23 protein-coding genes are annotated in these 24,463 nt (G+C 63.9%); 6 read left to right on the top strand and 17 right to left on the bottom strand.

Annotated features, from left to right (window positions below):
* Positions 1-205: 205 nt before the first annotated feature.
* A complete protein-coding gene (locus AC1D3B_RS13175) occupies positions 206-475 on the top strand; it encodes a hypothetical protein (RefSeq protein WP_478191106.1) in 270 nt (89 codons plus the stop codon).
* A gap of 15 nt (positions 476-490) precedes the next feature.
* Here AC1D3B_RS13175 and AC1D3B_RS13170 read toward each other — a convergent pair whose 3' ends face one another.
* The 5 genes from AC1D3B_RS13170 to AC1D3B_RS13150 form a co-directional block, all read right to left on the bottom strand.
* Entirely contained in the window at positions 491-1,687 is a 1,197-nt protein-coding gene (locus AC1D3B_RS13170; protein ID WP_478191105.1) for an OmpA family protein, read from the bottom strand.
* A complete protein-coding gene (locus AC1D3B_RS13165; protein WP_478191104.1) occupies positions 1,684-3,687 on the bottom strand; it encodes a serine/threonine protein kinase in 2,004 nt (667 codons plus the stop codon). The genes AC1D3B_RS13170 and AC1D3B_RS13165 overlap by 4 nt, the downstream gene beginning before the upstream one ends.
* Positions 3,688-3,939: 252 nt before the next feature.
* A complete protein-coding gene (locus tag AC1D3B_RS13160; protein ID WP_478191103.1) occupies positions 3,940-4,560 on the bottom strand; it encodes a hypothetical protein in 621 nt (206 codons plus the stop codon).
* A 188-nt stretch (positions 4,561-4,748) separates the two neighbouring features.
* Positions 4,749-5,384 carry a dioxygenase family protein gene (locus AC1D3B_RS13155; protein WP_478191102.1) on the bottom strand — a complete coding sequence of 212 codons (636 nt, stop codon included), beginning with the start codon at positions 5,382-5,384 and terminating at the stop codon, positions 4,749-4,751.
* 16 nt (positions 5,385-5,400) lie between these two features.
* The gene (locus AC1D3B_RS13150) at positions 5,401-5,781 is read right to left on the bottom strand and encodes an FHA domain-containing protein (protein WP_478191101.1); all 381 of its coding nucleotides are present in this window, start codon (positions 5,779-5,781) and stop codon (positions 5,401-5,403) included.
* Between the two features lie 130 nt (positions 5,782-5,911).
* Here AC1D3B_RS13150 and AC1D3B_RS13145 point away from each other — a divergent pair, with 130 nt between their 5' ends.
* Entirely contained in the window at positions 5,912-6,115 is a 204-nt protein-coding gene (locus AC1D3B_RS13145) for a hypothetical protein (protein ID WP_478191100.1), read from the top strand.
* Positions 6,116-6,125: 10 nt separating this feature from the next.
* Here AC1D3B_RS13145 and AC1D3B_RS13140 read toward each other — a convergent pair whose 3' ends face one another.
* From AC1D3B_RS13140 to AC1D3B_RS13120, 5 genes are all read right to left on the bottom strand, one after another.
* Positions 6,126-6,494: a hypothetical protein gene (locus AC1D3B_RS13140; protein ID WP_478191099.1), complete on the bottom strand. Its 369-nt coding sequence runs from the start codon at positions 6,492-6,494 to the stop codon at positions 6,126-6,128.
* Positions 6,495-6,604: 110 nt separating this feature from the next.
* A complete protein-coding gene (locus AC1D3B_RS13135; RefSeq protein ID WP_478191098.1) occupies positions 6,605-8,083 on the bottom strand; it encodes a DegQ family serine endoprotease in 1,479 nt (492 codons plus the stop codon).
* 104 nt (positions 8,084-8,187) lie between these two features.
* Positions 8,188-9,501: an ATP-binding protein gene (locus AC1D3B_RS13130; RefSeq protein WP_478191097.1), complete on the bottom strand. Its 1,314-nt coding sequence runs from the start codon at positions 9,499-9,501 to the stop codon at positions 8,188-8,190.
* Entirely contained in the window at positions 9,498-10,157 is a 660-nt protein-coding gene (locus AC1D3B_RS13125; protein WP_478191096.1) for a response regulator, read from the bottom strand. The genes AC1D3B_RS13130 and AC1D3B_RS13125 overlap by 4 nt, the downstream gene beginning before the upstream one ends.
* Positions 10,158-10,216: 59 nt before the next feature.
* The gene (locus tag AC1D3B_RS13120; protein WP_478191095.1) at positions 10,217-10,987 is read right to left on the bottom strand and encodes an IclR family transcriptional regulator domain-containing protein; all 771 of its coding nucleotides are present in this window, start codon (positions 10,985-10,987) and stop codon (positions 10,217-10,219) included.
* 121 nt (positions 10,988-11,108) lie between these two features.
* Here AC1D3B_RS13120 and pobA point away from each other — a divergent pair, with 121 nt between their 5' ends.
* Positions 11,109-12,290 carry a 4-hydroxybenzoate 3-monooxygenase gene (gene pobA / locus AC1D3B_RS13115; RefSeq protein WP_478191094.1) on the top strand — a complete coding sequence of 394 codons (1,182 nt, stop codon included), beginning with the start codon at positions 11,109-11,111 and terminating at the stop codon, positions 12,288-12,290.
* A gap of 12 nt (positions 12,291-12,302) precedes the next feature.
* On the opposite strand, the gene AC1D3B_RS13110 is transcribed toward pobA, so the two are convergent.
* Positions 12,303-14,633 (bottom strand): xanthine dehydrogenase family protein molybdopterin-binding subunit, encoded by a 2,331-nt coding sequence (locus AC1D3B_RS13110; protein WP_478191093.1) that lies wholly within the window; start codon positions 14,631-14,633, stop codon positions 12,303-12,305.
* A 115-nt stretch (positions 14,634-14,748) separates the two neighbouring features.
* Between AC1D3B_RS13110 and aat the strand changes: the two genes are divergently transcribed.
* The 3 genes from aat to AC1D3B_RS13095 are packed head-to-tail and all read left to right on the top strand — an operon-like array spanning position 14,749 to position 17,072.
* The gene (gene aat, locus AC1D3B_RS13105; RefSeq protein ID WP_478191092.1) at positions 14,749-15,501 is read left to right on the top strand and encodes a leucyl/phenylalanyl-tRNA--protein transferase; all 753 of its coding nucleotides are present in this window, start codon (positions 14,749-14,751) and stop codon (positions 15,499-15,501) included.
* Positions 15,498-16,247 (top strand): arginyltransferase, encoded by a 750-nt coding sequence (locus tag AC1D3B_RS13100; RefSeq protein ID WP_478191091.1) that lies wholly within the window; start codon positions 15,498-15,500, stop codon positions 16,245-16,247. The genes aat and AC1D3B_RS13100 overlap by 4 nt, the downstream gene beginning before the upstream one ends.
* 30 nt (positions 16,248-16,277) lie before the next feature.
* Entirely contained in the window at positions 16,278-17,072 is a 795-nt protein-coding gene (locus tag AC1D3B_RS13095) for an IclR family transcriptional regulator (RefSeq protein ID WP_478191090.1), read from the top strand.
* 37 nt (positions 17,073-17,109) lie between these two features.
* Here AC1D3B_RS13095 and AC1D3B_RS13090 read toward each other — a convergent pair whose 3' ends face one another.
* The 6 genes from AC1D3B_RS13090 to ilvN all read right to left on the bottom strand — a co-directional run bounded on the left by AC1D3B_RS13090 (position 17,110) and on the right by ilvN (position 24,393).
* Entirely contained in the window at positions 17,110-18,261 is a 1,152-nt protein-coding gene (locus AC1D3B_RS13090; protein WP_478191089.1) for a serine hydrolase, read from the bottom strand.
* Between the two features lie 116 nt (positions 18,262-18,377).
* Positions 18,378-19,916 carry a 2-isopropylmalate synthase gene (locus AC1D3B_RS13085; protein ID WP_478191088.1) on the bottom strand — a complete coding sequence of 513 codons (1,539 nt, stop codon included), beginning with the start codon at positions 19,914-19,916 and terminating at the stop codon, positions 18,378-18,380.
* A 58-nt stretch (positions 19,917-19,974) separates the two neighbouring features.
* Positions 19,975-21,678, bottom strand: a complete 1,704-nt coding sequence (gene leuA, locus AC1D3B_RS13080; protein ID WP_478191087.1) for a 2-isopropylmalate synthase — start codon at positions 21,676-21,678, stop codon at positions 19,975-19,977.
* 179 nt (positions 21,679-21,857) lie between these two features.
* Positions 21,858-22,682 (bottom strand): CDP-diacylglycerol--serine O-phosphatidyltransferase, encoded by an 825-nt coding sequence (gene pssA / locus AC1D3B_RS13075; protein WP_478191086.1) that lies wholly within the window; start codon positions 22,680-22,682, stop codon positions 21,858-21,860.
* Positions 22,683-22,844: 162 nt separating this feature from the next.
* Positions 22,845-23,861: a ketol-acid reductoisomerase gene (ilvC, locus tag AC1D3B_RS13070; protein WP_478191085.1), complete on the bottom strand. Its 1,017-nt coding sequence runs from the start codon at positions 23,859-23,861 to the stop codon at positions 22,845-22,847.
* 40 nt (positions 23,862-23,901) lie between these two features.
* A complete protein-coding gene (gene ilvN / locus AC1D3B_RS13065; protein WP_028253911.1) occupies positions 23,902-24,393 on the bottom strand; it encodes an acetolactate synthase small subunit in 492 nt (163 codons plus the stop codon).
* Positions 24,394-24,463 lie beyond the last annotated feature (70 nt).

The raw sequence follows: 24,463 nt of genomic DNA, 5'->3' as shown, positions 1-24,463 counted from the left end.
GCAAGGCGACCGCGCCGCGAACTGCGACGCGGGACGGATGGTCTCCACGCGTCATGACGACGATGTGACATAGCGAACTGCGCGCCCAGTTCGATGCGCTTGACAAAAAAAACGATCGATCGAAATCAAGTGTGTGGTTACTGCGCGTCACCAAGTGGCGCAAGTTGTATCGTGGAAAACCATGATTGGCGCCGTCCGAGCCACAATGTTGGTCAACATGACTCAGCAGTTGCCTCACCCCGACGACCTGACCGACGCCGAACTCGCCGAGCACGCGCACGCTTGGCGCCGTCAGGCCCTGCGAGGCGACCGCAGCGCCCGGGCGCCGGCCCATGCGTACGAAACGGCGCTGCGCGAGCGCGTTCGCGCATCGGTGGCGGCGGACCTGATCACGAAGGCGTCGAATGCGCCTGAAGCCAAGCGACCGTGGTGGCGCCTGTTCTGGCCGTCGCAGAACGGCAATGCGTCCCTGTGAGCGCCCAAGGTCGTTTCAGCTGCAGCCGACGATCTTGAATTCGACCCGGCGGTCCAGCGCATCGATCGCATCATCGGTCCCGCTGCCGATGATGTTTTCCCGGAAGCCTTTTCCGCTGGGTGTGGTGCGGTCGGTCAACACGGTGGATTCGCCGATCAGGCGCTGGCGGATGTAACGGGCGCGCTGAAGCGACAGGTTGTCGTTGTAGGCCACCGGTCCCGTATGGCTGGTATGGCCGACGATGTCCATGCACACCTTGGCGTCGGCACTGGCCTTGGCGATTTCGCGCAGCCACATCGCATAGGGCCCGCTGATCCTGGGTTCTGACCAGAACACGGTGGTGTTCGGGTTGAACAGGAACTTCACGCCCAATTGCTGGTTGGCGATGCCGTAGGCGACGATCTTGCCGAAGGCTTCCTCGGCCTCGGCTGTGCGCCCCAGCTTCACCGAACTCAGGTAGATGCCGTTGAGCACGCGCAATTGATCGCCGCCCGCGGCGCTGTATTGCGCGAGTGCGTCCTGGTAGCGCTCGGCGTTGTAGTGCGCGGTACCCTCCTTGATCGCAGGCGCGGCCGCGAGGCGCTCCAGGTAGTACGCATCGCCGTGCTGGCCAGGGGGCGTCGCGGTGGTGCGCACATAGCCTTCGATCACCCGGTCCTTGGTCGGCACGGGCGTGTCCCGGTAGTACGGCAGGGGCGTGTGGTCCAGGCCTTCGTCGCGCGCCACGGACGACGACTGGGCGACGACCGTTCCGGTGGCGAGTTCGGTCAGGGCGAGATTGATCTGCAGCGGACTGCGCGGCTCCTCGACCGAGAGGCGCGTCATGGTGCCGGTCAGCAGGTAGCGGGCCTTGGCGAGGTTCGCGCTGTCGAACGGCAGGATCTCCATCGTCTCGACCTTGGTGTTCATGCGCTCGGTGACCCGGTCCTGCAACACTTGCGTTGCCCCGGTCTGCTGTGCGCTGCCGGCATCGATCATCGGATCGAGCACGACGCTTCGCTTCGATCCCATCCTGGAAAACAAGGTCTGCCTCTGCTGCACCTGCATGACGAGGCTGTCGGTGGCTTGCGCCACTGCCTGATCGAAGGGCTGCTCGGTCTTGGATGAAGTGACCACGGGTGGCGACGCACAACCGGCCAGTCCCAGCGTCAGCGAAATCACACCCGCCAAGGATGCGGCTTGCAGGCATCGAGCGAAGGTCGTTGTCATCATTCACACCCCTTTCTCAGAATGGCCGTCTCCTCGGCACTCACCGGGCCCAGCGAGGCGCGTTGAAGAATGTCCGTGCACTTGGTGTGCGCCTGTGGAATCTGCGGAAGCTCGGGGGGAGCCACCTGGACGACGGCGGGCAGGATCGGTTGTTCCGCGACGGGTGCGCGGGCTTCCCGCCGGACCGGACGTGCAGCTTCGGAGGGCGCCCGCGCGACTGCCTTGCGAGCCGGTTCGGTGATGGTCTGCGTCGGTGCGGGCAGTCGTGCTTTGGGCGCGTTCGTTTCGACTGGCGTCGACGACGTCGGGGCGGTGGATGTGAGCTCCGGCTCTGGCAGTGAAGGTGCCGGCAAGGCGACGACGGGCTCCGGTGCTTGCCTCGGTGTCTGGGGCACCGCGTCCACAGTCGCGCGAGCCGGCTCGGGCAATGAAAGGGCTTCTGTCGCCGACATGGCTTCGGTCGCCGGTGCTGGCGCCGCCGTCGGCGTCGGAATCTGGGTCGGAACCTGGGCTGGCGCCAATGCCTGGGCCGGAATCGGGGCGGGCACGGGTGAGGTTGGCAGGGCCATGCGCGCCACCGGCTCGGCCTCGACGTGATCGCGGAACTGGTAATAACCGACCGCGGCCAATCCGATGCAACCCATCGTCGCCACCAGCGCGACGACCCTGATTCGACTGCTTCTGCGTTGCTTCGGGCTCGGCGCGACGCGCAGGGGCGGCCAGTTCGAAACGGGAGGTCGCCGATCCTGCGGAACCGAATGCTCAAGTGGTGGCAGCGAGTCGTCGATGGTGTCCTCGGCGTCCAGCGCATCGGGTGGCGAGCTTGCTTCAGCTTCAGCGTCAGCCTCCGGTGCAACTGTGCGCTCCGGTGGCGACGCCATCGGCGGTGCCTCGAAGAAGGAATCCAGGTCCTCGTCGACCGGCATCGTCGGCTCGGACGGCAGTTCGGGAATGAGCAGCGTGGTGCCCGTGCCGGTCGGCACATCGATGCCTCGAACCGCGCGCACGAGATCCAGATCCTGGAGTTGCTGGCCGCAACTCAGCAAGGTCCAGAATTCGGCCGCGCTCTGGGGGCGGTTGCGCGGGTGCAAGGACAGGGCGGCATCGATCGCGGCCAGGAACGGTTCGCTATAGCGACCGTGAGCCACCTGGGAAAGCGGCTTCAGTCGGTCATCCATCAGGCGTTCGATCGACGGCATCGGCGGCTGCCCCGTCACGGCTGCGTAGACGACGCTCGCCAAGGCGTAAAGATCGGTCCATGCGCCCTGCTTCATCGATGCGACTTCGCCGTATTGCTCGATCGGGGCGTAACCCGGCTTGAAAACCACCGTCGGCGAAGAGCCCACGCCTTCGATCACACGCCGCGCCGCGCCGAAATCGAGCAGCACCGGGCCATGGTCGGTCAGGAGGATATTGTCGGGCGCGATGTCGCGGTGAAAGCAACTCGCCGCATGCATGGTGCCGAGCGCATCCAGCAGCGGATGCAGCCAGGCGCAGAGTTCCGTCTCATCGGGCGGACGGCCGAGTTCACTGAGCGCGCGGGCCAGTGTCGGCCCCTCGTAGTACGGCATGGCCATGTAGGCGGTGCCGTTGCCTTCCCAGAAATGCAGCACCCTCACCAGCGACGGATGGTCGAAGCGCGCCAGGATCCGCGCCTCGTTGAGGAAGCTGCGCATGCCGAGGCAGAAGTCGTCCTTGTGGCGCTGCGACTTGACCACCACCGCTGGCGAAACGCTGGCGCGGGAGGCCAGGATGGCCGGCAGGTATTCCTTGATCGCGACGTGCTGTTCCAGCGCGTGGTCCCAGGCGAGATAGACGATGCCGAAGCCGCCCTCGCCGATGGGTCCGACGATCTCGTAATCCTCCAGGCGCATTCCTTCGGGCAGGGTGTGCGCGCTGCCGGGCGCGATGTCCACCCAGTCCAGCGACACTCTGCCGTGTGTGCCTCGTCCTGTCACCGAGCCGGGCACTGTACGCATGTCGAGTGAGATGACGGGGCTCATGGAATTTCAGGGGCGTCGTTCGAACGCTTACCCGTTTCCGAAGCCATGTGCACCACGATGCGAACCAGCAATGAAGTCACGTCAGAACCTCTCTGTCGTGAAACTGACTGTACTGCGCGCGAAGTTAGGACACATTCACCAGAAGCACTAGCCGAACGGAAGCTTCACCTGCGCGGTCAATCCGCGAGGCGCTCGCCATATGCCGTATAGATGAATGGGGAGGGCCACGGCTCGCGGCCCTCAGACGAAGATCTAGCCGGGCCCGTGCGTGGACTCGGCCGGCGAGCCGGAGCGAACCCAGTAGAACTGCTTGCGTTCTCCGACCTCTGCAACGCGGAGGCGCCGAGGCGGTGAGGTACGGATCTCGCCGTCGGCGGCGCAGTAAAGTGCCTCGCCCTCCGGCGTGGAGCGATGGGCGCGCAAGAGCATTGTCAATCGAACCTTGATGCTTTCGCGGGCCGGATTGCTGGACCGAAGCACTAGCACTTCCCTCGTGGCGATGGCGCGGGTCCGCTGAGGCTGGACCTCGTCGGTCGAGGCATGCCCCGTTCCTGTTGTGTTCCACACGGCGTCGACTTCGAGCGCCATCATCACCGCGTCGGGGGTCTCGAACCCGCGCAGCGACGCACTGTTGGCTGCGGCGAGTAAGCCCATCAGATTCGGCGTGAGATCGAAGCGGACCGATGCAAGCATGTCGTCGACCGATCGCGGGACTTCGACGTTGACGCTTCGCGTGGCGCCGGTTGCGGTGGCTGCTTCGTGCGCACGCCGAGCTCGTCGCCGGGCTCGCACATGCGCAACTGCAACAAACCCCGCCACGGGCGCAGCTGCTGCCACCACCTTGATTGCAAACAGGCCGTCGCCGGAGAACATCAGGGGGCCTCCGCAAGGAAGTCGTGATGTCGAGCAGTGTGTGGCAGCAGGGCGTTCATGCGAGGCGTAAAGTTCCAACAATTTGCGGAACTTGTTGCGCGTGAGGATACTTGTAACGATCAGCGCGACGGACACTCCGCCCGGCGCCCGCGCCCATCGCACGGGCATTAATTCACACCCACGGACCTTCAGGTTGCGATGACGATCGGGAAGCTTGCCTTCCAGCCATCCGGGGCACGATCGAAAGGAACGGTGATTGCCGCCCGATCCTCTTGGGCCAGGTTCTGCCACAGAAAGTCGCGCGCATTGCCCGGTGCGCCCGCCACATAGAGTTGGGTGGTCAGCAATTCTCGTGGACCGAGCTTGACCTTGACATGGATGTGCGGCGTTCGGCCGGTATAGGGCACGGGCCGGATCGTCCGGAACCGATACCGGCCTTGGGTATCGACCGCCACCCTCCCGAAGCCCTGGAAGGCCCGGTCGGCGCGATCGCCATCGCCTGGATGGTGATAGTGACCGGCCTGATCGCACTGCCAGATTTCCACGAACGCGCCGGTCAGGGGGCGCCCGTCCAGATCCGAGACCATGCCGTCAACCCAGGTTGGCTCACCCGCCATGTAGTTTGCTGAGCCGTTGTGCAGCAAATCGTAGTCCGTGTCCGCTGGCAAGGTCACTGGGTAGAACGGCCCCTCGGTTTGGGACGGCGTGGCGCGCCGCCGGGCCGGCGCCTGAGCGCGGGCGCCCAGCCAGAAGGCGGGCAACGCGACCAACGCAGCCGCGACGGAGCGTCGCGGAAGGTATGTGGTGCTGCGCCGCGCGTTCATTGCTTCGGAGAGATGTTCAGGACTTCACGCCCAGTTTCAGGAGATCGATATCTGAGAGCTTGCCCGGAACGGTCACCAGCCGCAATGCCTCGGCCGCGGCGATCGGACCACCATCGGCCAGGTAGCGGATCTGGTAGCTCCCGATCTTGATTTCGTCACCGTTGCTCAGCGTGAAGGTTTCCTTCCGCTCGCCGTTCACGTACGTTCCATTGTGGCTCTGCAGATCGCGAATCGTCATGTCCTGTCCCACGGCCTCGAAGACGGCATGGGACCTGCTCACGAGAGGATTGTCCAGAACGAGGTCGCAGGTGTCCGCCCGGCCGATGACGAACGGCGTTCCCATCACATTGACCTGTTTGGCCGAGCCATTCTTCTGGAGCACGATCAGTCTTGGCATCTTTTCTTTCCTAGGCACGAAGCGCACGCGCCTACACAGTGCGCCGACCTTCCGGAGTATGCCGCTTGGGGGTGTCATGCACCCATTGGAGAGATTTTCGATTGCGGCGCGGTACCGTACCTTGCAGGACATGCAACAAATCCTCTCGCTCGCCGCCAAAGCACGCATGTCGTTCGCCTCGAATCGCATGTTCGACAAGGCTGCTGCGCCATGCGACACACCCGCGCAACCGCTGATGGTGCTGCGCGGCGTGTCCCTCAGGGAAACGGTTCGATCGAGAGCGGCGAAGGTGATCGCGGTGACGGCTCTTCACTTCGATGTGTGGAACCGCTAGGCAAGGTCGCCTATAGGACCGGATGCCCGGTGGTAAACATGCAAGAGTCGGGATCGGCGACGTTGGGGCCGTTCGTGCTGGCGCTCTCGTCTGCCAAAGGGGCCGAAGTGCTTTCCCCGATGCCGACGGGCGTCATGGGCTTGCCGAACGGCGCGAGCCCTTGCAGAACGCGCAAGGCCGAAGCGCCCTGGATGAGCGCCTCGGAATAATCGGGAAGACCCCGGGTGGAGGAATCGATGGGCCGGTATCCCAGGCATTCATCGGATTCTGCTTGCACTGCCTCCATCAGAACCCAGTGAAATTCACCGGGTTCCAACTCGAGAACAGTCAAGGCCAAGTCACGCCGCACCATGGGATTCCTCTGATTCAGTTGTTTCACGAATTGTTACTGTCCATAGAAATCTCCACCAAGGTACTTTTGCACATCGGACCAAGCGCGGCCCCGGGAACCGGCACTTTGTCTCGAAATGCCGTTTCGCGGCCTTGAGGTCAACCGAGGCGAACAGGCACGAAGATCTTGTCGCCGTCGCGCTGAATGAGCAGTGCCACCGACCTGTCTGCCTTGGCCACGACCTCGCGTACCTGCTCGATGCTCTTCGCCGGCGTACCGTTGATGGCCAACAGCACGTCGCCAGGCTGCACGCCTGCCATTGCCGCGGGGCCTCCCACTTCCTGGATCAGCAGGCCGCCGTCGACCGCCGCCTCGCGCTGTTCCCGCGGTTGCAGCGGGCGCAGCGCAAGGCCGAGCTTGCCTTGGCCGCTGCTGTTGTCGCCCTTCGCAACCGTGATCGACTTTTCGGCGGAGTCACCCAGCTTCGCGGAGATTTCCTCGCGCGCACCCTGGCGCCAGATTTCGAGCGAGACCTTGCTGCCGGGCTTCTTCTGACCGATCAAGGCCGGAAGGTCGCCAGACGCAACGATCGGATCGCCGTCGACCTTGCGGATCACATCGCCCGAGCGCAGCCCGGCTTGGTCGGCCGGACCGCCCTTTTCCACGTTCGAAATGAGCGCACCTTCAGGCTTGTCGAGCTTGAACGAGTCGGCGAAGGCCTGGTTCACTTCCTGCACCGCGACGCCGAGGCGCGCATGGCTCGCCTTGCCCGTGGCGACGATCTGGTCCTTCACCTGGATCGCCACGTCGATCGGGATGGCGAAGGACACTCCCTGGTATCCGCCGCTGCGGCTGTAGATCTGCGAATTGATGCCGACCACCTCACCACGGGTATTGATCAGCGGGCCGCCGGAGTTGCCAGGATTCACGGCCACGTCAGTCTGGATGAACGGGACATAGCCGTCGTCCGGCAGCGAACGCCCCTTGGCACTGACGACGCCGGCGGTCACGGTGTTCTCGAAGCCGAACGGGGAACCGATGGCAAGCACCCATTCGCCGACCTTCAGGTCCTTGGTGTTTCCGACGGACAAGGTCGGCAGGTTCTTGGCGTCAATCTTGAGGACGGCGACGTCGGTCTTCGTGTCCGAGCCCAGGACCTTCGCCTGGAACTCGCGGCGATCGGTCAGCTTGACGGTCACTTCCTTGGCGTCCTTTACGACGTGCGCGTTGGTCAGGATGATGCCGTCGGCGCTCACGATGAAGCCAGAGCCCTGTCCGCGCACCGGCGTCTCGCGCTGCTGTTGCTGTCCGCGCGGGCCGCCCTGGCCTTGGAAGCGGCGGAAGAATTCGTACATGGGGTCATCCGGATCCATCCCCTGCATGCCTTGCGGACCTTCGCCCGACGTCTTCGTCATGCCTGTCACGCTGATGTTGACCACCGCCGGAGCGTGGCGCGCAGTAATGGTGGAAAAGTCGGGCATCAAGACCTGCGGCGCATCAGCAACCGGCATGGCCGAAGGCGCCGGCGAACCCACGGCGTTGGCACTGGTATACGCACCGGTGGCCACGGCGCCGATCACGCCGGCAGCTGCCAGCGAAAGGACAAGCGCGCGGGGCGAGGTCAAACTGGTCTTCATCTGGAATCCTTTCGAGGTTTGGAGAAATTCAACGAAAGGAATGTCGGGCCAGTCACTTAAGCGCGCCTTAAACAAGTGGCGTGCGAAAAGCAATGAGAAAAAACTCAGGACACTAGAGGAAACTTCACCATCACTCGCAATCCCCCGAGGCTCGCGGACTGGTCGAGTGAAACGGTCGCACCGTGCAGATCGGCGATCGACTTCACGATGGCAAGGCCGAGTCCGCTGCCCGGCACCTGAGGTTCGCCGGACCGGTAGAAGCGATCCAGCACCCGCTGGCGCTCGCTCGCGGGCAGGCCTGGACCGCTATCGTCCACGCTGAGCTCGACGCTCTCCGCGTTCGCCACGATGCTGACGTCGACGCGGCCATCGTCCGGAGAGTACTTCACGGCGTTGTCGAGGAGGTTGCGCAGCAGCGTGCGCATGGCCTCGGACTGACCGGGAATCTGCACAGGATCTGCCCTGACCACGCCAATGTCGATATGGCGTGCGTGCGCGGTGGCAACGACGTCGGAAATCGCCAGCCGCGCCACGTCCGGCAGGCTCACCGACTCCGGGCGGGCGCCGGCCGCGGCGCTGCTTTCGTGTCGCGCGAGTGCGAGCATCTGCTCCACCAAGCGCGTTGCGCGGTCGATCCCGGCGGACAGCCGTGTTACGGCAAGATCGCGGGTGGGTTCATCGGTCGCGCGCTGCAAGCCCTGCACTTGAAGCTTCAATGCGGCCAGCGGCGACCGCAGTTCGTGCGCGGCATCCGCGACGAAGTGCTTCTGCGCATCGAAGGCCCTTTGAACGCGGTCGAAAAGCAGATTGAGTTCGTGCACCAGCGGTCGCACCTCCTCGGGTAGATCCCTCTCGCTCAGCGGCGACAGGTCGTCAGCCTGGCGCGCCGCGACCTGACTGCGCACGCGCGCCACCGGCGCGAGCGACAGACTCACCACCCACCACACGACCAGCATCAACAGCGGCGCCGCCAGCGCAATCGGCCCGACGGTGCGCAGCGCCAGTGTCCCCGCCATGCGGCGTCGGGCAGCCATGTCTTGCGCCACCTGAATGACCAGCGCGCCGGTCTGCAAGGAGAACACCCGGTAGGTCGTGCCCCTGGCCTGGACGTTCGAAAAGCCCAGCACGGCGCGCTGGGGTAACGCGGCCTGTGCCGCCGATTCGAAGATGCGAATGCCATCCAGGGTCCAGACCTGGACGATGAATTCGAAGTTCTCGTCACCCGCACCGATCCCACCGACGGTCGCGCTCGGCGGCAGCCCGGCGCGCAACGAAAGCGCCATCTGTTGCATGTGATGGTCGAAGATGTCGTCGGCTTCGCTGAGCACCGTTCGGTAGGCAACAAAAGCCTGTGTACCCGCCGCAAGAACGATGGCTGCCAGCAAGAACCACAGCAGGCGGGCACGGAGCGACTTCATTCCTTGGGCACCATGTAGCCCACTCCGCGCACGTTTCGAATCAAGTCTGCGCCCAGCTTCTTGCGCAGTCCATGGACGTAGACCTCGACGGCATTGCTGCTGATCTCGTCCTTCCAGCTGTAGAGCTTTTCTTCCAGCTGCGCGCGTGACAGCACCATGCCGGGCCGCGCCAGGAGCGGTTCGAGCACCGCCCATTCACGCGCTGAAAGCATGACCGGCTGACCGGCGACCGTGACTTCGCGTGTCGCAGGATTCACGCTCACGCCCATGTGTTCGTACACCGGTTCTGCCCGTCCGGATGCGCGGCGCAACAGCGCTCGAATGCGCGCCAGCAGCTCGTCGAGGTCATAGGGTTTCAGGACATAGTCATCGGCACCGGCATCCAGGCCCTCGATGCGCTGCTGCACGGAGTCCCGGGCCGTCGCAATCAATACCGGCATGCGCTGCTTGCGAGCGCGCAAGGCACGCAGTACCTCCAAGCCGTCACGGCGTGGCACGCCGAGGTCGAGAAGGACCAGGTCGTATTGCTGCGCACGGAGCGCCATGTCCGCCGCGTCCCCGTCCTTGACCCAGTCGACCGCGTACTTTTCGGCGCGAAGCAGATCGAGCACGGTCTCGCCGATCATCACGTCATCTTCCAGCAGAAGTAGTCTCATCGTTCATTCACCCGAGAAGCGATCCTCGGGATGGTAGCGGCGATGATGCTCGTCGACACCTACAGAAGCGCCCTCACCTCGCGCGCCGCCTCGAAAAGCAGCGGGAGCATGTCGCGACGCAGTGCGTCCTCCTGATGGCGGCCGCCGGACAGCACGACGTTGAGCGCCGCCACCGTATGCCCCTGCATGTCGCGCAACGGCACGGCAAGCGCCTGCACGCCGAGTTCGTGCTCTTCGCTGGCGAAGCAGAAGTCGTCCTTGCGTGTCTGTGCGATGCGCTGGCGCAAAACCCGCGCCTGCGTGATGGTGTGGGGCGTGAGCCGCTGCAGGCTGCGCCCCTTGAACCACTCCGTGAGTTTCGAAGCGCTCAACGCGGCGAGCAGCACGCGGCCTGTCGACGTTGCATGTGCAGGAAGGCGCGCACCGAGGTGCAGGCCATAAGCCAGTACCCGTGTCGGGGCGCCGTAGCTGCCGCTGCGCGCGACAATGACGACTTCCTCGCCGTCGAGCACCACGGCGGAAAAGGACTCCTGCGTCTGTGCGGCAAGGCGGTTCAGCGTCGGTTGCAGCGCTCGGGGCAATCGCGACGACGCGAGATAGCTGCCCGAGAAGCGCAGCACCTTCGGCGCCATCCAGAAATAGCTGCCGTCGGTCTCGAGATAGCCGAGATGCGCGAGCGTCAGCAGGTGGCGCCGGGCCGCTGCCCGCGTGAGGCCCGCGCGCTCGGCAGCCAGCGTCGCGTTCAGGCGCTGGCGCTCGGTATCGAAGCTTTCGAGCACGGCCATGCCCTTGGCGATGCCTTCGATGAAGTCTGGCTTGGCGATGGTCATGCGATGAAGTGTTGCGCGATCATCGCGCAGGTTGCCTCATGATCGCACACAGCGTGCCATGGGCATGTGCCGAAACGGCCTCCCCGCCCTACGCTTGCCGAAACGCCATCAGGAGACATACATGCGAACTCAGGTTGCCATCATCGGTGCAGGACCCGCCGGTCTGTTGCTCGGCCAATTGCTGCACAAGTCGGGCATCGACAACGTCATCGTCGAGCGGCAGACCGGCGAATACGTCCTGGGGCGCATCCGTGCTGGGGTGCTCGAGCAAGTCACGATGGACCTGCTCGCACGCGCCGGCGTCGATACGCGCGCCAAGGCCGAAGGCCTGCCGCACGAGGGCATTGAACTGCTGTTCAAGGGTGCCCGCCATCGCATCGACATGCATGGTCTGACGGATGGCAAGCAAGTGACAGTCTATGGCCAGACCGAGGTGACTCGCGACCTCATGGCGGCCCGGGAGGCGGAAGGCCTTACGACAATCTATAGCGCGTCCCAGGTAAGCCTTCACGACTTCGACACGAAGTCGCCGCGCGTGCGCTACGAGAAGGATGGCGTCACGCATGAGATCGAATGCGACTTCATCGCCGGCTGCGACGGCTACCACGGTGTCAGCCGTGCCAGCGTTCCGGCGCAATCGCTTCACACCTACGAGAAGATCTACCCCTTCGGCTGGCTGGGCGTGCTGGCCGACGTGCCGCCGGTGTCGCACGAACTGATCTACGCCAATACCTCGCGCGGATTTGCGCTGTGCAGCATGCGCAGCGCGACGCGCAGCCGCTACTACGTGCAGGTCCCAACCGAGGAACGGGTCGAGAACTGGAGCGACGAAGCCTTCTGGAACGAGCTTCGCCTGCGCCTCGATCCGGAAGCCCGCGACCGGCTCGTGACGGGCCCTTCGCTCGAAAAAAGCATTGCGCCGCTGCGCAGCTTCGTGGCGGAGCCGATGCGCTTCGGCACCCTGTTCCTGGCCGGCGACGCGGCCCACATCGTGCCTCCGACCGGCGCCAAGGGCCTGAACCTGGCCACAGCCGATGTCGGCTACCTGTCGCGCGCTTTCGAGATCTTCTACGGCGAAAAATCGGCATCGGCGCTCGACCGCTACTCGGACCTGTGCCTGCGCCGGGTCTGGAAGGCGGAGCGCTTCTCGTGGTGGTTCACCTCGCTGATGCACCGGTTCCCCGAGACCGGCGAGTTCGGCCAGAAGATCCAGGAAGCCGAACTCGACTACCTGGTCCACTCCCGTGCTGCCTCGACCTCGCTCGCGGAAAACTACGTGGGCTTGCCGCTCGAGGATTTCTGAGCGGCCGGCGGCTCAGCCCGCTGACGCCATCAGTTGCCAGACGCGCGCCGGGGTCAGCGGCATATCCAGGTGCGGCGTGCGGTCGGCCAGTCCGTTGCGCGCCAGCGCATCCGCCACCGCATTGACGATGGCGGGCGTTGCACCGATGGTGCCGAGTTCGCCCACGCCCTTCACGCCCAGCGGGTTGTTCTTGCATGGCGTCGATTCATCCATTTCCATGCGGAACATCGAGGTGACGATGTCCGAGCGCGGCGCCGCATAGTCCATGAGACTGCCGGTAAGCGGCTGGCCGGTTTCGACGTCGTACACCACTTGCTCGTAAAGCGCCTGCCCGATGCCTTGAACCGCACCGCCTTCGAGCTGTCCACGCACGATCATCGGATTCACCACCCGCCCCACGTCGTTGACCGAGGCATAGCTGAGGACGCTGATGTCGCCGGTCGGGGGGTCGACCTCGACTTCGGTGATATGGCAGCCGTTCGGCCAGGTTGGCCCGGACACCGTGGAGGTCGAATCCATGAAGATCTGGCGTTCAGGCTGATGCCCTGCCAGGGTGAACAGGTCGACCTGCAGGTCGGTGCCTGTCACCTTGAAGACGCCAGCCGCGTATTCGATGTCGGCCGCCGACACTTCCAGTTCCTGCGCTGCGAGTTCCTTTGCCTTGTCGATGGTCCGCTCGGCGCCCACGCGCACGGCCGAGCCCCCGGTGAACAGCGAGCGGGAACCGGCGCTGCCGAAGCCATCGCCACGGTCGGTGTCGCCCATGACGATCCGCACTTTTTCGATGGGCACCCCGAACGCGTCGACTACGAGTTGGGCGAGAGTGGTCGCAATGCCCTGCCCCATCGCATTGACAGCGGAGAACACCTCGATGACGCCATCGGCCTGAACCGCGACAGTCACCCGCTCCTCGAACACGTTTCCGCCCGTCCATTCGAGGAAAGTCGCGATGCCCAGGCCGCGCATTCGCCCTTGACGTTTCGATTCAGCCGCGCGTTTGTCGAAACCCTGCCAATCGGCCAACGCAAGCGCCTTGTTCATCACCGATTCGAACTGGCCGGTGTCGTAGGTCTGCTTCATCGGGTTCGTATAGGGCATCTGCTCCGGCTGGATGAAGTTGCGCCGACGCAGTTCGATCCGGTCGATGCCGGTTTGCCGCGCGGCCTCGTCCATCAGGCGCTCGATCGTGTAGATGGCCTCGGGCCGTCCGGCGCCGCGGTAGGCGCCGGTGGGGGCCGTGTTGGTCAGTACGGCCTTGAAGTGGAAGTCGATGGTCTGGATGTCGTAGACGCTGGTCTGAACCCAGGGCCCGATCAGCAACTGGATCGCGACGCCGGTACCGGTTGCGTACGCCCCGACGTTGGCATGGGTCTTGATGCGCAGCCCCAGGATCTTGCCGTTCGCGTCGAGCGCCAGTTCCGCGCGGGATTCGATGTCCCGGCCATGTGCGGTCGCCAGAAATTCCTCGCTGCGATCGGCCACCCATTTCACCGGCCGCCGCAGCGCGCGGGCGGCGAAGGCAACCGCAATGTCCTCCGGATAGGCTCCGGTCTTCATGCCGAACCCACCGCCTACGTCGCCGACGACCACGCGCACTTTTTCCTTTGGCAGGCCGATTGCGTCGCAGATCGAGTCGCGAACGCCCGAAGGCATCTGGGTACTCATGCGGATCGTGATCCGTTCCGATGCGGTGTCGAAATCGGCGAGCACCGTCCTCGGCTCGATGGTGAGCGCGACGACGCGCTGGTTGACCACATCGAGCGCCACCACGTGGCTGGCCTTGGCGAACGCGGCTTCCGTCGCTTCGCTGCTGCCATGGCGCATTTCGGCAGCGATGTTGCCTGTGGCTTCGTCGCAGATCAGCGGCGCGCCGTCGGCGATGGCACCCGCGAGGTCGACCACCATCGGCAGTTCCTCGTAATCGACCATGACGGCCTCGGCTGCGTCCCGCGCCTGCCGGGCCGTCTCCGCCACCACCACCGCGACCGGCTCCCCCACGAAGCGCACCCGATCGAGTGCCAAGGCGCGCCGCGCGGGCGTGGCGCAATCCGAGCCATCCGCCCGCTTGAAGGCGGCCGCGCCGGGCATGGGCTTGACGCCAGCCGTGGCCAGGTCGGCGCCGGTGAAGATCCCCAGCACACCAGGCATGGCCGCAGCCGACGTGGTGTCGACTGACGCCAGTCGCGCATGGGGATACGGGGATCGCACGAAGCTCAGCCAGGCTTGACCTGCCAGCGTGACGTCATCGGTGTAGCGCCCGGTGCCGTTCAGGAGGTTCTCGTCTTCCAGCCGCTTGACGGCTTGGCCGCTGCCGAAGCGCATGGGATTCGTTTCTGTGGTCACTGTGGTCCTCTTTGTCTGGAGCAGTTGTTGCAAGCACAAGAACAACTATATGGGCTTCGGGAACATTCGGCTCGCGCACCCGTCGCAGAGGGTGAAGCCGTGTAAACATCCGATCATGCAACTACCTTGGCTTGACCCTGGCGACCCCTTGCCCGATGCCGCGCTGGCGTGGGGTGAATCGGACCCCGTGCCCGGCCTGCTCGCCGCCGGCGGCGGTCTCGATGTCGCAAGCCTGCTGCAGGCCTACAGCAACTGCATCTTCCCGTGGTTCAGCGAAGGCCAGCCGATCTTGTGGTGGAGTCCGGATCCGCGCATGGTCCTCGACGTCGGGCGGTTCAGGCTGCACCGGTCGCTGCGCAAGACGCTGAGCCGATTCAGCGCCACCGAGGGCTGCGAGATTCGAATCGACCATGGGTTCGAAACGGTGATCACGGCTTGTTCGCAGGCGCCACGCATGGGCCAGACCGGCACCTGGATCCTTCCCGAGATGGTTCGCGCCTACGTGGCCCTGCACCGCGCCGGCCACGCCCACAGCATCGAAACCTGGATCGATGGCGAACTGGCAGGCGGACTCTATTGCGTATCGATCGGGCATGCCGTCTTCGGCGAATCGATGTTCGCGCGCCGCTCCGATGCCTCGAAGATCGCGCTGGCGGCGCTCGTGTGTTTCTGCAGGCGGCATGGCGTCCGGTTGATCGATTGCCAGCAAAACACCTCTCATCTGGCAAGCCTCGGTGCCCGGGAAATGCCGCGTCAACGCTTTGTGTCGCACGTCGCCCACGCGCGCCTGAAGACGGCTCCTGCATGGCGCTTCGAGCCCCTATACTGGAGCGAACTCCTGTCCGCGCGACCTTCCCCAACGACGTGACGCACCTCAAGGATCTCCCGCTCCACACGCTGCAGTTCTACGCGACAGCACCCTATCCGTGCAGCTACCTGCCGGACCGGCAGGCGCGCTCGCAGGTCGCCACGCCCAGCCACCTGATCAACAACGACGCCTACTCGGACCTCGTGCTGAGCGGGTTCCGGCGCAGCGGCATGTTCACCTACCGGCCGTACTGCGATGGGTGCAGTGCCTGTGTTCCGCTGCGTGTGCTCGCGAACGACTTTCGCCCCAATCGAAGCCAACGCCGGGTCCTGACGCGCCATGCCAACCTGCAGGCACGCGTGCTGAAGCTCTGCTTCGTGCCCGAGCACTACCAGCTCTATCTGCGCTACCAGAATGGCAGGCACGCCGGCGGCGGCATGGATCACGACAGCATCGACCAGTACACCCAGTTTCTGCTCCAGAGCCGGGTCAATTCGCGCCTCGTGGAGTTTCGCGAAACGCTGCCAGATGGAAGTGCCGGCGCGCTGAAGATGGTTTCCATCCTCGATGTGCTCAACGACGGGCTCTCGGCGGTCTACACCTTCTACGAGCCAGAGGCCGGCGCGGGTTACGGCAACTACAGCGTGCTTTGGCAAATCGAGCAGGCGCGAAAGCTCCAGCTGCCCCATGTCTACCTCGGTTACTGGATCGAGGGCAGCGCCAAGATGAACTACAAGGCCCGTTACACGCCGCACGAAGTGCTAATCGACGGCCGGTGGCAGGCAACAATCGATTTCACCAAGTAAAATCGCGACCGGTATCCAACCGCGTTGCACATGAGAAAACCCCAATCCGACGTTCCAGCCACGCCTGTGATCCAGGTCATAGAGCGGATGTTTTCGCTGATCGACGTCCTCGCATCCCGCGAAGAAGCGATCTCCCTCAAGGAGATCAGCGAAAAGACGGGCCTGCATCCGTCCACTACTCACCGCATCCTGAACGACCTGGCCGTCGGCCGGTTCGTCGATCGGCCGGAAGCAGGCAGCTACCGGCTCGGCATGCGGCTGCTGGAACTCGGCAATCTGGTCAAGGGCCGCCTCAACGTCCGTGACGCTGCGATGACGCCCATGCGTGAGCTGCACAAGCTCACGCAGCAGCCGGTGAACCTCAGCATGCGCCAGGGGGACGAAATCGTGTATATCGAGCGCGCCTACAGCGAGCGCTCAGGCATGCAGGTGGTACGTGCCATCGGCGGGCGTGCGCCCCTGCATCTCACATCGACGGGCAAGTTGTTCCTGGCCGTGGATGAGCCCCAGCGCGTGCGAAGCTACGCCACGCGTACCGGTCTGGCCGGCCATACGCGCAACAGCATCACGCAGCTGCCAGCGCTGGAGCGTGAACTTTCCAAGGCGCGCCAGTACGGCATCGCACGCGACAACGAGGAACTCGAACTGGGGGTCCGCTGCATGGCTGCAGGGATCTATGACGATCAGGGCAAGCTTGTCGCGGGCCTGTCGATTTCCGCGCCTGCGGACCGGCTCGACGACGGGTGGTTGCCCAAGTTGCAAGCCACCGCCAACGAGATCTCCAGCGCCCTTGGCTACAAGGCCAGCGCTTCGACGCCCGCCTGATCGCCCATCACAGGGCCCTCAGGAGGCCCGCGGCTTCTCAGCCAGCGATGTGCGCTGCAACGCTCTGCTGCGCAGCAGGGATCGACATGTGATTGGCTTCGACCCAGCGACGGACGCGTTCGGCGTCGCCGATACGGCTGAGCTTGCCTGCCGAATCGAGGAACACCATGATCAACTTGCGCCCGGCGATCTTCGCCTGCATGACGAGGCATTGACCAGCTTCCGAGATGTACCCGGTCTTCTGCACGCCGATATCCCAGTCAGGGCTCTTCACGAGCCGGTTCGTGGTGTTGAATTGCAGGACGCGATTGTTGACTTCGACCTGGTATTCCGGCGAAGTGGAAAGCTGACGCACCGTGGCGTCGGCATACGCTGCATTCACCAACAAGGCGAGGTCCTGCGCGCTGGACTGGTTGCGGCTGGACAGGCCGGTCGGCTCGACGTAGCGCGTGTCCTTCATGCCAAGCATCTTGGCCTTCGCGTTCATCACGCTCACGAACGTGGCCAGGCCGCCCGGATAGGTCCGACCCAGCGCGTGCGCAGCGCGGTTCTCGCTCGACATGAGCGCAAGGTGCAGGAGTTCGCCGCGCGGGAGGGTCGAACCCACCGTCAGTCGCGAACGGCTTCCCTTTTCGGTGTCGACATCGTCTTGCGTGATCGTGATCAGTTCGTCAGAAGGCAGTTGCGCCTCGCTGATGAGCAAGCCGGTCATGAGCTTGGTCAGGGATGCGATCGGGAGAACGGCATGGTCGTTCTTGCTGAGAAGGACCTCGTGCGTGTCCTGGTCGATCACGAGGGCCACGCTGGACTTCAGGTCCAACGCGTCTTCGGTGCTGTGCAGGCCGGCCAACTGGCCGAACGACTGGCGCGCAGGCATTTCTGCAACACGAACGACCGAGCGACGTTGCACGGCCACGACAGTCTTGCCGTTCTTCTGACGGATGGATGCAACCACATTGCGACCGCCGCTGACGACGCGTTCACTCTTGTCCGCCGAGGTGGTGCGTTTGGGAACGGCGGCTGTCTTGCGCTTGCTGTCGGCGCTGACGGCCGTTTTCTTGGCCGGCTCTTTCTTGGCTGCAAAGGCCGAAGGCAGCAAAAACGCCGTGGCGCAAAGCGCGACGGCGACAAGGCGAAATGCGGGAAGGAACCGCTGGCTTGAAACTCGGTGGGAACGGGCTTCGGGCATTAATGACTCTCCAGCGGCGAAGTAAGGAAACCGCAGTTTATCGAATTCAAAAAAGACACGCAATATCAGTTACTTGCATCCTTTTCTTCAAACGAATACAAGGATCCTCGTAAATCTCAACCTTGTGCCGCCACTCTCTCAGCTTGGCTCTGCAACTTGTTGAGCGCACTCAAATAAGCCTTGGCGGACGCGACCACGATGTCGGGGTCCGCCCCCACGCCGTTGACAACACGCCCGGCATTCTGCAATCGCACAGTCACTTCCCCCTGGCTCTCGGTCGATCCACTGATCGCATTGACCGAATAGAGCACCATCTCGGCACCGCTTTTCACATGGGACTCGATCGCCTTCAATGACGCATCGACTGGCCCGTTTCCATCGGACTCCCCCGTGACTTCCTTGCCCTGCACCGTGAACACGACACGGGCTTGAGGACGCTCACCTGTTTCACTATGTTGCGACAAGGATACAAAGCCAAACTGCTCTCCAACGTGCGAGAGCTCCTCGTCGCTGACCAATGCGAGGATATCTTCGTCAAATATTTCACTTTTCCGGTCGGCCAGTTCCTTGAAGCGTGCGAACGCAGCGTTGATGTCGGCTTCGCTCTCCATCGTCACGCCCAACTCCTGCAGGCGCTGCTTGAAGGCGTTCCGTCCGCTCAGTTTGCCCAGCACGATCTTGTTGGCGCTCCAGCCAACGTCCTCCGCGCGCATGATCTCGTAGGTGTCGCGCGCCTTCAGCACGCCATCCTGATGGATGCCCGAGGCATGTGCGAAGGCATTGGCGCCCACGACGGCCTTGTTGGGCTGGACCACGAAACCGGTCGTCTGGCTCACCATGCGGCTCGCCGCCACGATATGCCGGGTGTCGATGCCGAGCTCGAGGCCGAAATAGTCCTTGCGGGTCTTGACCGCCATGACGATCTCCTCGAGCGAACAATTGCCGGCCCGTTCACCCAGGCCGTTGATCGTGCACTCGACCTGCCGGGCACCGCCGATCTTCACCCCCGCCAATGAATTGGCCACCGCCATGCCGAGATCGTTGTGGCAATGCACCGACCAGACGGCCTTGTCGCTGTTCGGGATGCGCTCTCGCAGCGACTTGATGAAGTTGCCGTAGAGTTCCGGAACGGCATAGCCGACCGTGTCCGGCACGTTGATCGTGGTGGCGCCTTCGTTGATGACGGCTTCGAGCACCCGGCACAGGAAGTCGGGATCGCTGCGATAGCCATCTTCCGGGCTGAACTCGACGTCGGCGATCAAGTTGCGCGCGAAGCGAACGGACAGCCTGGCCTGCTCGAACACTTCGTCCGGCGTCATCCGCAGCTTCTTTTCCATGTGCAGCGGAGACGTCGCGATAAAGGTGTGGATGCGCCCGTTGGCGGCGCCCTTGAGCGCCTCGGCCGCGCGCGAGATATCCCGGTCGTTGGCGCGCGACAGGCCGCATACCGTCGAATCCTTGATAGCGTTGGCGATGGCCGCGACTGCGTCGAAGTCGCCGTTCGAGCTGGCGGGGAAGCCGGCCTCGATCACGTCGACCCGAAGCCGCTCCAGCTGGCGGGCGATGCGCAGCTTTTCGTCCTTGGTCATGGAAGCGCCCGGCGATTGCTCTCCGTCGCGCAAGGTCGTGTCGAAAATGATCAGTTTGTCAGCCATCGTGGATCTCCTTGGATTCTTGCTGCCCCGCCGAGGCGGGGCATGGGGCCTCAGCGCATCAAACCGGTTCAGCCACCGATTGTGCGCTGCGTGCACCCTGCGACCGTGCCCGAGACAACCCGGAAACGATAGCCTTCAGAGACGCCGAGATGATGTTCGCATCCATTCCGACGCCGAACAGCGTGGTAGAACTGTCGACGCGCAGTTCGAGGTAGGCCACGGCCTGGGCGTCCGCGCCGGCACCGATCGCATGCTGGTGGTAGTCGATCACGCGGATCGAATGTCCTGTCGCGCCGGCCAGGGCGTGAATGAAGGCGTCGATCGGACCGTTGCCTCGACCCTCGATCGGCCGGATTTCACCCTCCCAAGGGAGATCGGCACGCAGCACAACGGTGGCCTCCGCGCCCTCCCCTTGCTCTTCGAGCACACGATGCTGGGGACCGGTCGCGTCACGAAGGCCGTACTCGCGCTCGAACAGCGCCCAGAGATCGGCCGCGGTCAGTTCCTTGCCCGCGACGTCCATGACGCGCTGCACGGTCTGGCTGAACTCCATCTGGAGGCGACGCGGCATCTCGAGCCCGTATTCGCTTTCGAGCAGATAGGCGATGCCGCCCTTCCCCGACTGGCTGTTGACCCGGATCACCGCTTCATAGCTGCGGCCGACGTCCTTCGGGTCGATCGGCAGGTAGGGCATGTCCCAGATATCGCCCTCCTTTCGCGCACCGAAGGCCTTCTTGATCGCGTCCTGGTGCGACCCGGAGAATGACGTGTAGACGAGGTCGCCGACGTACGGATGGCGCGGATGCACCGGCAACTGGTTGCAGTGTTCGACCGTCGCGCGGATCTCATCGATGTTCGAGAAGTCGAGTTCAGGCGATACGCCCTGCGTGTACAGGTTGAGCGCCACGTTGACCAGGTCGAGATTGCCAGTGCGTTCGCCATTCCCGAAGAGACAGCCTTCGATGCGATCGGCACCTGCCATCAACGCGAACTCGCCGGCCGCTGTGCCCGTGCCGCGATCGTTGTGGGGATGCACGGACAGCACGATCGCTTCACGGCGCGCCAGATTGCGATGCATCCACTCGATCATGTCAGCGAAGATGTTCGGCGTCGAATGCTCGACGGTCGACGGCAGGTTGATGATGCATTTGTTCGCCGGCGTCGGCGCCCAGACTTCGGTGACGGCATCGACTACCCGCTTCGAGAATGCGAGATCGGTGCCCGAGAACATTTCCGGCGAGTACTGGAAGGTCCAGCGGGTGTTCGGCTGCCTGGCGGCGAACGCGTTGAACATGCGCGCATGCGTGGTCGCGAGTTCGACGATCTGGTCCTCGTCCATGCCGAGCACCACCCTGCGCATGATCGGCGCCACTGCGTTGTACAGATGCACGATCGCGCGCGGCGCGCCTTGCAAGGCCTCGAAAGTGCGCTCGATCAGATGGTCACGCGCCTGGGTGAGCACCTGGATCGTCACGTCGTCAGGGATTCGATCTTCCTCGACCAGCTTGCGCACGAAGTCGAACTCGACCTGGGAAGCGGACGGAAAGCCCACTTCGATTTCCTTGAAGCCGATCGCCACCAGTGTCTCGAACATCCGCATCTTGCGGGCGATGTCCATCGGCTCCACCAGCGCCTGGTTTCCGTCGCGCAGGTCGGTCGACAGCCAGATCGGAGCCTGGGTCAGCACGGCGTCGGGCCAGGTGCGGTCCTTGAGGCCGACCGGTGCGAAGGCACGGTACTTGAGGTTGGGTTGCTTCAACATCTGATATTTCTCGCTGTGGTTGGATCAACCAGCAACCCCAAAACAAAACGGCCCGTTGCTGGTGCGAACGGGCCGTGGTGAGGGATTTGCGCGCGCGCTACCGACTCCGCCCGTAGGGGATCAGTAGTAGGGCCAGCGAAATCTTGTTCATGGGAGGCGTGAAATGTAGCACAGCCGAATCAGTTGTGGAGCCCGCGCTCGTCGGGTTCGTCGGTCGAGATGCTGATGACGCTCACCTGCTGGCCCTTGGCCTTGCGCCAAGCGTAGACGACGTAGCCGCTGAGACCGTAGGCAACGAACATGCCGAACAGCACCGTTGGCGGGTGGATGTTGACCACCGCGATGCCGAGCGCGATCAGCACGATCGCCGCGAAAGGCACGCTCCGCTTCATCTGAATGTCCTTGAAGCTGTAGAACGGTGCATTGGTCACCATCGACAGGCCCGCATAGAGCGTGAAGCCGAAGGTGATCCACGTGATCTGCTGCCACGAGAGGTAGAGAACCTCGCCGCCGCGTCGCCCCCATTCGGTCATGAGCCAGATGAAGCCCGCCACCAATGCCGCCGCGGCCGGCGACGGCAGGCCCTGGAACCAGCGCTTGTCGACCACGCCGGTATTGACGTTGAAACGCGCAAGCCGCAGAGCCGCGCATGCGCAGTAGACGAAGGCCGCGATCCATCCCCAGCGACCCAGCCCCTTCAAGGACCATTCGTAGGCGATCAATGCAGGCGCGGCGCCGAAGGACACCATGTCCGACAGCGAGTCCATCTGCTCGCCGAACGCGCTCTGCGTGTTCGTCATGCGCGCAACCCGGCCGTCGAGACTGTCGAGGATCATGGCGGCGAACACACCGAGCGCCGCGAGATCGAAGCGCGCGTTCATCGCCATCACGATGGCATAGAACCCGCCGAACAAGGCCGCCAGGGTGAACAGGTTCGGCAGGATGTAGATGCCCTTGCGGCGCTTGCGCGGCGCGACGTCGTCCGGGATCGTGTCGTCATGCATGCGATCGGCCTCCGGCGCACGTCTTCGCGGCGCAAAGGGCTGTCTGATTCATGGCAATGGAGGGTGTCGAACGCATCGGTCGCAGTGTAGTTCAGGCGCTCCCGCGCCCAGAAAGAAAAGGGCCACCGCATGGGTGGCCCTCGTCGCGTCGGAAAGGTCCGATCAGTTGCGGGTCTGGTCGACCAGCTTGTTCTTCTTGATCCAGGGCATCATCGCGCGAAGCTTCTCGCCGACCACCTCGATCTGGTGCTCGGCGTTCAGGCGACGGCGGCTGATCAGCGTGGGCGCGCCGCCCGCGTTTTCCAGCACGAAGCTCTTGGCGTATTCGCCGGTCTGGATGTCCTTGAGGACCTGCTTCATGACCTTCTTGGTTTCTTCGGTCACGATGCGTGGACCCGTCACGTACTCGCCGTACTCGGCGTTGTTCGAGATCGAGTAGTTCATGTTGGCGATGCCGCCTTCATAGATCAGGTCGACGATCAGCTTCAGCTCGTGCAGGCACTCGAAGTACGCCATCTCGGGCGCGTAGCCGGCTTCCACCAGCGTCTCGAAGCCCGCCTTGATCAGCTCGACGGTACCGCCGCACAGCACCGCCTGTTCGCCGAACAGGTCGGTTTCGGTTTCTTCGCGGAAGTTGGTCTCGATGATGCCGGCCTTGCCGCCGCCGTTGGCCGTGGCGTACGACAGCGCCAGGTCGCGCGCCTTGCCGCTCTTGTCGGCATGCACGGCGATCAGGTGCGGCACACCGCCGCCTTGCGTGTAGGTGTTGCGCACGGTATGACCGGGCGCCTTGGGAGCGACCATCCACACGTCCAGGTCGGCGCGCGGCTGCACGAAACCGTAGTGAACGTTGAAACCGTGCGCGAAGGCGAGCGAAGCGCCTTCCTTGATGTTCGGGGCGACGTCGTTCTTGTAGACGTTGGCGATCTGCTCGTCGGGCAGCAGGATCATGACCACGTCGGCCGCCTTCACGGCATCGGCCACTTCGGCGACCTTCAGGCCGGCCTTCTCGACCTTCGGCCAGGAAGCACCACCCTTGCGCAGGCCGACGATGACCTTCACGCCGCTGTCGTTCAGGTTTTGCGCGTGCGCATGGCCTTGGCTGCCGTAGCCGATGATTGCAACCGTCTTGCCCTTGATCAGGCTCAGATCAGCGTCCTTGTCGTAGTAGACCTTCATGATTTCTCCTTCGTAGATTCGGTGGATGTGGGACAGATATTCAAACGCGCAGGATGCGCTCGCCGCGGCCGATACCGCTGGCGCCGGTACGGACGGTCTCGAGAATCGCGCCGCGATCGATGGCTTCGAGAAACGCGTCGTTCTTGCCGTGGTCGCCAGTGAGCTCGATGGTGTAGCTCTTGTCGGTCACGTCGATGATGCGGCCGCGGAAGATCTCGGCCATGCGCATCATTTCCTCGCGCTCCTTGCCGACTGCACGCACCTTCACCATCATGAGCTCGCGCTCGGTGTAGGCGCCTTCGGTCAGGTCGACGACCTTCACGACCTCGATCAGCCGGTTGAGATGCTTGGTGATCTGCTCGATGACGTCGTCGGAACCCGCGGTGACGATGGTCATTCGCGACAGGCTGGCATCCTCGGTGGGAGCGACGGTAAGCGATTCGATGTTGTAGCCGCGGGCAGAGAAGAGGCCCACGACGCGGGAGAGTGCACCGGCCTCGTTCTCGAGCAGCACGGCAATGATGTGTTTCATGGCAAGCAGACTCCTCTTTTCGCCGCCCTCCCCCGCGCACGGTAATGCGCGGGCTTGGCGGGCAATAGAT

This window comes from Variovorax sp. P5_A3, assembly GCF_056400665.1.
The sequence above is the reverse complement of the archived record's forward strand: the minus strand, read 5'-3'. Positions and strand labels throughout refer to the sequence as shown.